Origin of the sequence: Arthrobacter sp. GCM10027362 (assembly GCF_042679445.1) — a bacterium.
Taxonomy (GTDB): Bacteria; Actinomycetota; Actinomycetes; order Actinomycetales; family Micrococcaceae; genus Crystallibacter.
This window is the reverse complement of record NZ_JBHTML010000157.1, coordinates 1-9,427: the sequence shown is the minus strand read 5'-3', so window position 1 is coordinate 9,427 and position 9,427 is coordinate 1. Positions and strand designations below refer to the sequence as shown.

11 protein-coding genes and 2 pseudogenes are annotated in these 9,427 nt (G+C 69.3%); 2 read left to right on the top strand and 11 right to left on the bottom strand.

What is annotated here, in order from left to right:
• The 5 genes and pseudogenes from ACFQ36_RS17640 to ACFQ36_RS17620 all read right to left on the bottom strand — a co-directional run.
• Positions 1–191: pseudogene (locus ACFQ36_RS17640) on the bottom strand (c-type cytochrome biogenesis protein CcsB); the annotation flags it as partial.
• A gap of 8 nt (positions 192–199) precedes the next feature.
• Positions 200–1,960 carry a cytochrome c biogenesis protein ResB gene (locus tag ACFQ36_RS17635; protein ID WP_377015962.1) on the bottom strand — a complete coding sequence of 587 codons (1,761 nt, stop codon included), beginning with the start codon at positions 1,958–1,960 and terminating at the stop codon, positions 200–202.
• Complete coding sequence (locus tag ACFQ36_RS17630) at positions 1,960–2,721, bottom strand: cytochrome c biogenesis CcdA family protein (protein WP_377015966.1); 762 nt, start codon at positions 2,719–2,721, stop codon at positions 1,960–1,962. The genes ACFQ36_RS17635 and ACFQ36_RS17630 overlap by 1 nt, the downstream gene beginning before the upstream one ends.
• A 38-nt stretch (positions 2,722–2,759) precedes the next feature.
• Positions 2,760–3,296 carry a TlpA family protein disulfide reductase gene (locus ACFQ36_RS17625; protein WP_377015964.1) on the bottom strand — a complete coding sequence of 179 codons (537 nt, stop codon included), beginning with the start codon at positions 3,294–3,296 and terminating at the stop codon, positions 2,760–2,762.
• Positions 3,297–3,440: 144 nt separating this feature from the next.
• On the bottom strand, positions 3,441–4,103 hold the full coding sequence (locus ACFQ36_RS17620) for a histidine phosphatase family protein (RefSeq protein WP_377015960.1): 663 nt from the start codon (positions 4,101–4,103) through the stop codon (positions 3,441–3,443).
• A gap of 205 nt (positions 4,104–4,308) precedes the next feature.
• Between ACFQ36_RS17620 and ACFQ36_RS17615 the strand changes: the two genes are divergently transcribed.
• Complete coding sequence (locus tag ACFQ36_RS17615; RefSeq protein WP_377015958.1) at positions 4,309–5,058, top strand: hypothetical protein; 750 nt, start codon at positions 4,309–4,311, stop codon at positions 5,056–5,058.
• Between the two features lie 33 nt (positions 5,059–5,091).
• On the opposite strand, the gene ACFQ36_RS17610 is transcribed toward ACFQ36_RS17615, so the two are convergent.
• Entirely contained in the window at positions 5,092–5,799 is a 708-nt protein-coding gene (locus ACFQ36_RS17610) for a redox-sensing transcriptional repressor Rex (RefSeq protein ID WP_377015956.1), read from the bottom strand.
• Positions 5,800–5,901: 102 nt separating this feature from the next.
• Entirely contained in the window at positions 5,902–6,168 is a 267-nt protein-coding gene (locus ACFQ36_RS17605) for a glutaredoxin family protein (RefSeq protein ID WP_377015954.1), read from the bottom strand.
• Positions 6,169–6,239: 71 nt separating this feature from the next.
• Here ACFQ36_RS17605 and ACFQ36_RS17600 point away from each other — a divergent pair, with 71 nt between their 5' ends.
• Complete coding sequence (locus ACFQ36_RS17600) at positions 6,240–7,079, top strand: HAD family hydrolase (RefSeq protein ID WP_377015952.1); 840 nt, start codon at positions 6,240–6,242, stop codon at positions 7,077–7,079.
• Positions 7,080–7,141: 62 nt separating this feature from the next.
• Here ACFQ36_RS17600 and ACFQ36_RS17595 read toward each other — a convergent pair whose 3' ends face one another.
• The 4 genes and pseudogenes from ACFQ36_RS17595 to ACFQ36_RS17580 all read right to left on the bottom strand — a co-directional run.
• Entirely contained in the window at positions 7,142–7,240 is a 99-nt protein-coding gene (locus ACFQ36_RS17595) for a 30S ribosomal protein bS22 (RefSeq protein ID WP_003792170.1), read from the bottom strand.
• 194 nt (positions 7,241–7,434) lie between these two features.
• Complete coding sequence (locus tag ACFQ36_RS17590; RefSeq protein WP_377015950.1) at positions 7,435–7,647, bottom strand: helix-turn-helix domain-containing protein; 213 nt, start codon at positions 7,645–7,647, stop codon at positions 7,435–7,437.
• Between the two features lie 128 nt (positions 7,648–7,775).
• Complete coding sequence (locus tag ACFQ36_RS17585; protein WP_377015948.1) at positions 7,776–8,945, bottom strand: 3-deoxy-7-phosphoheptulonate synthase; 1,170 nt, start codon at positions 8,943–8,945, stop codon at positions 7,776–7,778.
• A gap of 250 nt (positions 8,946–9,195) precedes the next feature.
• Positions 9,196–9,427, bottom strand: a pseudogene (locus ACFQ36_RS17580) (ATPase); the annotation flags it as partial.

Sequence of the window (9,427 nt, the reverse complement as noted above, 5' to 3'; positions counted from 1 at the left end):
GGGCCGGCCCCGACCAGGGCCGCCTCGGCCGGCGCCTGCCGGCGGGCCAGCCGGTCCTCCACCGCCTGCAGCGTCCTGCTGGCCGTGGCCAGGTCCCAGCAGAAGGCGATCAGTGCCACGGTGAACGTCATGGCGGCCAGCAGGATGAACAGCTCGCTGTACTGACCCAAGGTTTCGTCAATGGAGGGCATGGGGTTCCTTAGGAGTTCTTGGCGCCGCCGGCACCGGTGTTCTTGCTATTGTCCGCAGGCCGGCCGGGAGCGGCCAGCCACTCTTTTTCCAGCAGCTTCCGCACGGCCGCCGCCTCGTCCCCCAGGCGGTGGTCCTCGCCGCGGGCCAGCAGCGCCCATTCGACCATCGTGCGCCCGTCCGGGTGCGTGCCGGCCCGGACCCAGACGCGGCGGCGGCCGATGAACAGGGACGCGCACAGCCCGGCCAGCGCCAGGGAGGAGAAGACCAGCGCGCCGCCCTGGCCGGGATCCGCGGTGATGTCCAGTGCCACGTAGCGCTTGAGTCCGTCGAAGGTGATGGTGCCCAGGCCCTCGGGCAGCGTGAACGTCTCCTGGGGGCCGAGCACGATGCCGCCGCTCTTCTGGGTACGGTCGTTGAGCACCTTCAGCTTGGTGGTGTCCAGCACGTAGACGTTCTTCGGATCCCCCTGGTCCAGGCCCAGGTCCCCCGCGTAGGAGTTCAGGTACAGCCGCGGGTTGAACGGGTCCGGGTCGCTGCCGAAGGCTACCCCGTCCTCGCCTTCCAGCGCGGTGGGCAGGAACAGCCCGACGAAGCCCAGCTGTTCGGGCTTGGCGTCAGGCACCTTGAGCACCATCGTGGAGGTGTAGGCGCCGTCGCTGGGCACGGAGACCACCGGGCCCTGGTGGGCGATGTTGCCCTGGCCGTCCCGGACGGTGACCACCGGCGCGTAGCCGTTGCCGACCAGGTAGACATTGGTGCCGCCGATGCCCAGCGGCTCGTTGACCTTCAGCGTCTGCTGCCGCGGCTCGGCGCCGGGTCCGTCCCTGGTGGTCATCGTGGCAGTGAAGTCCAGCGGCTGGCCGTAGTGGGTCTTGGACTCGCGGTCGAAGACCACCTCGAACTTGTCCAGCTGGAGCGAGAACGGCGCCAGCTGGCTCTCGGAAAAGTTGGTTCCGGGGGCGAAGTTGTCATAGCCCACGAGGGTGTTCACGAAGGAATCGCCCTCGACGATGATCTTCTGCCCGCGGTAGCCGAACAGCCCGCCGATGGCCACGGACACCAGCACGCCGATCAGGCTCACGTGGAAGACCAGGTTGCCGACTTCCTTGAGGAAGCCCCGTTCGGCGCCGACGGAGGGCATGTTCGTGTCCGTGCCGCGCACCTCGACGCGGTAGCCGCGCCGCTTCAGCAGCCGGGCGGCGTCCTCGACCGCGGACGCCGCCGTCACCAGGGCGCCGGCGGCCAGCGCCAGGGCCCCGTATTCGGGCAGCCGGGACAGCCGCCTGGGGGTCCGCGGCGGCTGCGAGCGTATGGCCTTCCAGTGCTGCCTGGCCCGCGGGATGACGCAGCCGATGAGCGAGATGAACAGCAGCAGGTAGATCGCCGAGAACCAGACGGAGGAGTACACGTCGAAAAGCTGGAACCTGTCCAGCCACGGCCCGCTGCCCGGGTGGTCCTCGATGTACTGCGTGACGACGGCGGGATTGGCCGGCCGCTGCGGGAACAGCGAGCCCGGCACCGCGGCGACGGCCAGCAGCAGCAGGAGGAACAGGGCCGTGCGCATGCTGGTCAGCTGGGTCCAGGCCCAGCGCAGCATCCCGGCGAACCCGAGGGCGGGAAGGGCAACGTCCTGGGGCGCGGCGGCCGTGGCGGCTGCCGGGCCGCCCTCGATCTGCCGGGCGAACTCCTCCGCGGCGCCGGTGTCCGGCACATCCGGGCCGGCCTGCCCCCCGGGCAGGTTCGGGGATGTCTTCGCTGTCTCGCTCATCAGATGGGGAGCCTCACTTCATTCGCAAACCAATCCTGCAATTGCGTCACCCAGCTTCCCCACAGCCCGGCGGCCATCAGCAGGCCCAAAACCACCAGCACGGCACCGCCCGCACGCTGCAGGGCGAGGCGGTGCCGGCGGAAGAAGGCCATGGCGCCCATGCCCCGGCGCACGCCCAGGGCGATCAGCAGGAACGGGATGCCCAGGCCCAGGCAGTAGACGAAGGCCAGGAAGGCGCCCTTGGCGGCGTCGGCCCCGCCGGAATAGGCCAGGGCCTGCACCGCGGAGAAGGTGGGGCCGATGCAGGGGGCCCAGCCCAGGCCGAAGGTCATGCCCAGCACGGGCGCGCCCCAGAGCCCGGCCGGCGGCCGGGAGTGGATCTTCCGGTCCCGTTGGAAGAAGGACAGCCCGCCCATGAAGATGATGCCCATGATGATGACGACGACGCCGAGCAGCTGGGTGACCCAGGCGGCGTCGGTACCCTTCAGCCAGGCGCCCAACTGGCCGAAGACCGCGCCGATGGCCACGAAGACCGCGGAAAAGCCCAGCACGAACAGCCCGATGCCGGCGAACATGCGGCCCCGCCGCTGCCGCGCCAGGTCGACCCCGGTCAGGCCCGTGACGTAGCCAAGATAACCGGGCACCAGCGGCAGCACGCACGGGGACAGGAAGGAAATGAGCCCGGCCAGCATGGCCACCGGAATGGCCAGCAGGACCGAGCCGTTGAGCACGGTGTCGCCGAAGGCGCTGCCGAGGCTCAGTGGAAGGGAGGCCGTCACGGCCGTGGAGGGTGCCACGGCTACTCGGCCACGGCGTCTTTGATCAGGGCCTTCAGGGTGCCCTTGTCCGCCACCCCGAGGATCCGGGCGGCCACCCGGCCTTGCTTGTCCAGCACCAGGGTGGTGGGCACGGCCTGCGGCGGTACGTATCGGGTCATGGCCAGCAGAATGCCGCCGTTCTTGTCGGCGAAGCTTGGGTAGGTGACCCCGAAGTTGCGTTCGAACGCCTCCGCGGTGCGTATTTCGTCCCGGATGTTCACGCCGTAGAACTGCGCCTGGCCCTTGTACTCCTGGCTCAGCTCCTGCAGGGCGGGCGCTTCCAGCCGGCAGGGCGCGCAGGCGGCGTACCAGAAGTTCAGCACCGTCACCTTGCCGGCCCAGCCGGCAGAATCCACCGTGGTGCCGTCGAACAGCTTGGCCGCCAACTGCACCGGTTCCCCGCGCTGGGCCGGCTCGTATTCGGTCACCGAGCCGTCGCCGGCAATGTAATTCTTGTTGTCCCCGGCGCTGGCCTGCTTTGCCAGCGGGTCCTCCACGCTGCAGGCCGCCAGCGGCATGGTCAGCGACAAGGCAGCGGCCAGCCCCGCACCCACCTTCAGCAGGGAGCGGCGGTTGAATGGTTCAGCGGTCTTCACAGTCAGGTTCACACTTTTCTCCGCGGGCCACGGCGGACCTCGCTTCTACAACGCGTAGTAATACTATTACGCTCCCGGCAGGTTTGCCGCTCCGGGCAGCAGGTCGGCGCTCGGTTCCGCGTAACGGACCGCCACCAGCCGGTCGTCCTCGAACTCCAATGTCGTCACCGAGGCCAGGGTGCATTCGCGGCGGCGCGGATCATGCCACAGGGTGCGCGACTCGGCCGAGCGCCGTGTCACCCAGATGGGCAGCTGGTGGCCGACCAGCACCGCCTCGGCACCGTCGCCGGCTATTCCGACCGCGATGCGGCGGGCATCGCCGACGGCCGCCATCATCCGGCGCACCTGGCCGCGGTACGGTTCGCCCCAGGACGGGCGGAAGGGATTGAGCAGGTAGGGCCAGTGCCGCGGGTCCTTCAGCTGTGCCCTGACGTCGGCCAGTCCCTCGAAATGGTTCAGCGCCTCGACCAGGCGCTCATCCGTGACAACCGCCAGGTCCAGCGCGTCCGCGGTGGGCCTGGCGGTCTCCTGTGCCCGGGTCAGCGGCGAAGCGGCCAGGTAGACGATGCGGGCACCGGCGCCGGCCCGGTCCGCAAAATAGTGCGCGGCGCGGCCGGCCATCTCGCGTCCCAGGTCCGAAAGGTGGAAATTCGGCAGCCTGCCGTAAAGCACACGGTCCGGATTGTGGACCTCACCGTGGCGGAGCAGATGAACGCTGGAGCGGGGCATGGGCTTAAGTGTCTCAAAGGTCAAGGGCATTGCCCAAAAGCCGGCAGCACCGATGAATGGCGGCGGCGTGCGCAGGCCGGCGCCATCACCGTCACCAAGCCGGTTCGGCGGCTGCATTGTAGGGTGGAGGAAGCTGCACCGGTTGGCTGCGGCGCGGTAGTTCAGACCCATGTCGAGTGTTCCACCAGACGAGAAGGATCCGGTCATGAGTACGCCAGAAAACACCCCGAGCGAACCGGGCGGGCAGCCCCGGGGTCCGGTCCCGGGACCGGACCAGCAGCCGCAGTACGGGCAGAACCTTCCCCAGTACGGCCAGCAGGCACCCCAGTACGGGCAGAACCCTCCCCAGTACGGCCAGCAGGCCCCCCAGTACGGCCAGCAGGCCCCCCAGTACGGGCAGAACCCTCCCCAGTACGGCTACCAGAAGCCGGTGCCGGGCCAGTACGGCTATCCCAGCAGCCAGCCGCAGTATGCCGCCACCAAGCCGATGCCCCCGCGGGAGGTGATGATCGCCTTCTGGCTGATCCTTGCGGCTGCCGTCCTGAACATCGTCAATTCCTTTGTCCTGGCCGGCATGGCAACCCAGCTGGTCAATGAGGCGTGGAACGATCCTGGATTCCAGGCGCAGCTGAGGGAGGCGGCAGGAGGCCAGGATATTTCCTCGATCACCCCCGAAATGATTTCCGGCACAATGGGAGCAGGGCTGGTGGTCGGCGCCCTGATCGCAGCCGTCCTGTATTTGCTGGTGGCCTTCAACGTCAAGGCCGGACGGAACTGGGCGCGGATCCTGGGGACCGTCTTCGCGGTCCTTTCGCTGTTCCTGCTGACGCTGGGCATTCCGGGCGTCATCACGTTCCTGCTGGGCGTGGCAGCGATCGTGCTGCTGTTCCTGCCGGTCTCCAGCGCCTACTTCAAGGAAGCGGCCGCCCGCAGGTCCGGCTACTACGGCCGGTGAACACCCCCGGCGAACCGGCCGCTGCCGGCCCCGCTACCGGGCGGTTCCGGCACGGGAGCCGGAGCGTGCCCGGGCTTCCTGCGCCCGCTGGGCATGGTAGGCCAGGATCTGCAGCTCGGTGCCCATATCCACCTTGCGCACCTGCACGTGGGGCGGCACCTGCAGGACCACCGGCGCGAAGCTGAGGATGCTCGTGACGCCGGCCGCCACCAGGCGGTCGCACAGTTCCTGCGCCACCGCGGCGGGGACCGAAAGCACCGCCATGTTCGTGCCGCTGCGCTCGAGTTCTGCCTCCAGCGAATCCACGTCGCTGACCTTGAGCCAGCCCACCTGGGTGCCGATGATGCTCCGGTCCGCATCGAAGAGCGCCACCACCTCGAATCCGCGGGTAGTGAAGCCCGAATAGCGTGCCAGCGCCCGCCCGAGGTTGCCGGCGCCGACAATGGCCACCCGCCACTCCTGGGTCAGGCCCAGGAGTGCGGAGATCTTACGGCTGACGAACTGCACGTCGTAGCCCACACCGCGGGTGCCGAAGGATCCGAGGTAGGACAAATCCTTGCGCAGCATGGCCGACTTCACGCCGGCCGCCTCGGCGAGTTCCTCGGACGAAACCCGCTCCACCGAGTCCGCCAGCAGCGCATTGAGTGCGCGAAGGTAGATGGGCAGGCGTGCCAAAGATGCCGGGGGGATTTTCCGGGCGGGTTCCTCCGCACCGGATGCGGTTTCAGGAAAGTCCGGCATGGTCACCCCCTAACCTTATGCTCTGCCCCACGGGCCACCAACTTGCGGATCCATCCCGCGCCGTAGCCGGCCGGGGCCGCAGCCGGGACCGTGCTCCGGCCCTCAGGCCAACAGCAGCCGCCGCAGCCGCGCCGGGTCGATATGCCAGAAATCCCGCTGCACGCCGTCGATCATCACCACCGGAACCTCCTCGGCGAAGCGGGCCTCGAGCGCCGGGTCCTCGAGGATGGACCGTTCGGCCCACGGCAGTCCCAACTCCCCCGCGACGGCGGCGACGGTCCGGCGGGCCGCCTCGCACAGATGGCATCCGGGCTTGGTCAGCAGCACCAGCTCATGCGGTGGTTTTTGTGGTCCCTGTGATTGCGTCATGGCTTAAAAAGTAGCCGCACGTCGGCCCGGCCGGACAATGCGGCCACCGGGCGCATGGCTAGACTCGTTACATGCCCAAAGCCTCGAACGGCCCGGCCAGCCGGGCCCCGGCCGCAGCAGCCAGCGGGGATGCCGGCGCAGCGGCCGCCTTCTTCGACATCGACAACACGATGATGCGCGGGGCCAGCCTGTTCCATGTGGCCCGGCAGATGTACCGCAGGGGCGCCTTCCAGGTCCGTGACCTGGTCAACATCGCTGCCAAGCAGGCCCGGTTCAGCCTCACCGGCGAGCACCTGAAGGACATCCAGGCGGCACGGGACAAGGCCCTGGCGCTGGCCACCGGGCTGCTGGCCTCCGACATCAAGGCGCTGGGCGAGGAAGTCTACGACGAGATCATCGCCTCCAAGATCTGGCCGGGCACGCGCGCCTTGGCGGACCAGCATCTGCGTGCCGGCCGCCGCGTGTGGCTGGTGTCAGCCACGCCGGTGGAGGTGGCCGCCGTCATCGCCGACCGGCTGGGCCTGACCGGGGCCCTCGGCACCGTCGGGGAGATCCGGGACGGCGCCTACACCGGGCGCCTGGTGGGAGAGATCCTGCACGGTCCCGCCAAGGCCGTGGCCGTGCGCGAGCTGGCGGTCCGCGAGGGGCTGGACCTGGGCAGCTGCTGGGCCTACAGCGACTCGTTCAACGATGTTCCGCTGCTGTCCCTGGTGGGCAACCCGGTGGCGATCAACCCGGACGCCCGGTTGCGCCGCTATGCCCGGGAACGCAACTGGCCCGTCTACGACTTCCGCAGCGGCCGCCGGGCGGCCACCCTGGGCCTGAAACTGGCCACGGGCGCCGGCGCCGTCTACGGCCTGTGGCGCGGCGCGCGGCACGCCTTCCCGCGGCAGAAACTGCCGGCCGGTTAAACAGCAAACGGTCCGCCAGGCGTGGCTGGCGGACCGTGAAGCTTAGGCAGAGCCGAACAGCCCTACTTCTTGTTACGGCGCTGGTGGCGCGTCTTGCGAAGCAGCTTGCGGTGCTTCTTCTTGGCCATACGCTTGCGGCGCTTCTTGATAACCGAACCCATGGAGTTCCTCACAAATCCACTTGCACCCGCAGCCCGGACCCGCCCGCAGCGGGCGCACTCGAACCGACGGATTCCTACAATGACACAAAATCCCGCACCGGCGCAGACAACTGCCGCGCAGGAAGTTCCTTAACAGGGTACCGCCTAAACTCCCCTGCCCTTGACCGCACCTGCCGGCGGGGCGTCCGGCTGCCTCAGGCGGTTTCCGACCGGCCGTCGACGACGGCGTTGCGCAGGTACTGCTCGACGGCCGCCTCGGGCACCCGGAAGGAGCGCCCGAACCGGACGGCCGGCATCCGGCCCGAATGCACCAGGCGGTACACCGTCATCTTGGACACGCGCATGACCTCGGCAACTTCCGACACCGTCAAGAAGTGCATATCCGAGAAATTGCCCTCGTCAGCCATTTTCCAAGTCCTTCGCTTACGGCGCGCGACGGCGAGCCGGCTTGCCAAGCGGGCACCCGCCCTAACTGGATACTTTAGTGCCAGAAGTGACCAAAGTGAAAGTCCGTACGGCAGCCTGCCGGGGTGGCCTACTGCGCCGCGCGCACCAGCGGGTGTGCACCGGCCCGGGCCTCAAGGGAGCTGCCCGGGGTCCCCGTGCGCGAAGCGTGCGGGGCAGGCCGCGAACGGCTGCGCGCCAGCTGTTCCAGCACCCCGCAGGTCACGTCCCAGTCCAGGCAGGCATCGGTGACGCTCTGGCCGTAGACCAGCCGCCTGCCGCCGGCCGGGGCTGGAATCTCCAGCTTCTGCGCGCCCCCGGCCAGGAAGCTCTCCAGCATGATGCCGGCGATGGCTTCGGCGCCGGCGCCGCCCGCCTCCAGCTGTGCGGCAATCTCCGAGGCGACCCCGGCCTGCCGGTGATGGCTCTTGCCGCTGTTGCCGTGGCTGGCGTCGATAATCACCCGGGTGTTCAGGCCGGCCTCCGCCAGCTGCTGCGAGGCGGCAGCCACATGCGCGGCACCGTAGTTCGGCCCCGTGCTGCCGCCGCGCAGAATCAGGTGCGTGTCCGGATTGCCGGCCGTGGCCAGCAGGCTCGCCCTGCCCTGGTCGTCGATGCCCAGGAAGGTCTGGGCCGCGGACGCCGCCAGGCAGGCGTCCAGCGCCACCTGCAGGCCGCCGTCGGTCCCGTTCTTGAAACCGACCGGCATGGGCAGCCCGGACGCCAGCTGGCGGTGGATCTGGCTCTCCGTGGTCCGGGCGCCGATGGCGCCCCAGCCGATCAGGTCCGCCAGGTAGCGGGCGCTGATCGGTTCGAGGAATTCGGTGGCTACCGGCAGGCCCAAACCGGCCACCTCGAGCAGGAACCGGCGGGCAAGGCGCAAGCCGGCGGCGATATCATGCGAACCGTCCAGGCGGGGGTCGTTGATCAGGCCCTTCCAGCCCACCGTGGTCCGGGGCTTTTCGAAGTAGCTTCGCATCACGATCAGCAGCTCCCCGCGGTGCTCCCGCGCCGCCTGGGACAGGCGGCGGGCGTACTCCAGGCCGGCGGCGGGATCGTGGATGGAGCAGGGGCCGGCGATGACCAGCAGCCGGTCATCGACGCCGTCGAGCACCGCGCGGATCTCGGCCCGGCCTCGTTCGACGGCGGCGGCCAGCTCCGCCGGCAGGGGCAGCTCGTCAAGCAGCTCTGCCGGCGACGGCAGCGGCGTGGTGGTCTCCGTGCGCAGGGCGGCTGCGGCCGGGTGGGGGGTGATGGTCATGGGCTGGTCCCGTCTGTCAGGGCGGGACCTTCGACAGAGCCCGCCGGAGAAATGGCGAAGGGCAGGGAATCATCCCTGCCCCGCTGGCTCTGAAGGTTTGTTGGATGCGCACGCCGTCAGGCAGTCACGTCAGGCCCCTCCAGAGCCAACGCAAAATACGCATACCAACGGTTTGTCATGCTGCGACCCTACGCTCCCGTTCCGCTTGGTGCAACTTCATGACGGAAACCGGCGCAAACGGCCGGGACGCTCAGGCCAGGCCGGCCAGCACGTCCACGCCGAACACCGGTTCCCGGTCCAGGGCGGCCACCGCGGTGATGCCGTGCCCGGCGAGGGCCTCCCGGATCCCCTCCCGGACCAGCGGCACCTTGGCGCCCAGGCTGCCGCCGAGGATGACCGGGCCGGCAAGTCCCAGCTGGCCATTGACCTGCAGGATCTGCTCCGCGACCGCGGCCGTGCCGGCGGCCACGATGGCCCGCGCC

Bases quoted from the DNA above. Each gene is read 5' to 3' on its own strand.
- ACFQ36_RS17590 (WP_377015950.1), bottom strand. From the start codon at position 7,647: ATGGCTGACGAGGGCAATTTCTCGGATATGCACTTCTTGACGGTGTCG.
- ACFQ36_RS17620 (WP_377015960.1), bottom strand. From the start codon at position 4,103: ATGCCCCGCTCCAGCGTTCATCTGCTCCGCCACGGTGAGGTCCACAAT.
- ACFQ36_RS17615 (WP_377015958.1), top strand. From the start codon at position 4,309: ATGAGTACGCCAGAAAACACCCCGAGCGAACCGGGCGGGCAGCCCCGG.
- ACFQ36_RS17610 (WP_377015956.1), bottom strand. From the start codon at position 5,799: ATGCCGGACTTTCCTGAAACCGCATCCGGTGCGGAGGAACCCGCCCGG.
- ACFQ36_RS17600 (WP_377015952.1), top strand. From the start codon at position 6,240: ATGCCCAAAGCCTCGAACGGCCCGGCCAGCCGGGCCCCGGCCGCAGCA.
- ACFQ36_RS17585 (WP_377015948.1), bottom strand. From the start codon at position 8,945: ATGACCATCACCCCCCACCCGGCCGCAGCCGCCCTGCGCACGGAGACC.
- ACFQ36_RS17595 (WP_003792170.1), bottom strand. From the start codon at position 7,240: ATGGGTTCGGTTATCAAGAAGCGCCGCAAGCGTATGGCCAAGAAGAAG.
- ACFQ36_RS17625 (WP_377015964.1), bottom strand. From the start codon at position 3,296: ATGCCGCTGGCGGCCTGCAGCGTGGAGGACCCGCTGGCAAAGCAGGCC.
- ACFQ36_RS17605 (WP_377015954.1), bottom strand. From the start codon at position 6,168: ATGACGCAATCACAGGGACCACAAAAACCACCGCATGAGCTGGTGCTG.
- ACFQ36_RS17635 (WP_377015962.1), bottom strand. From the start codon at position 1,960: ATGAGCGAGACAGCGAAGACATCCCCGAACCTGCCCGGGGGGCAGGCC.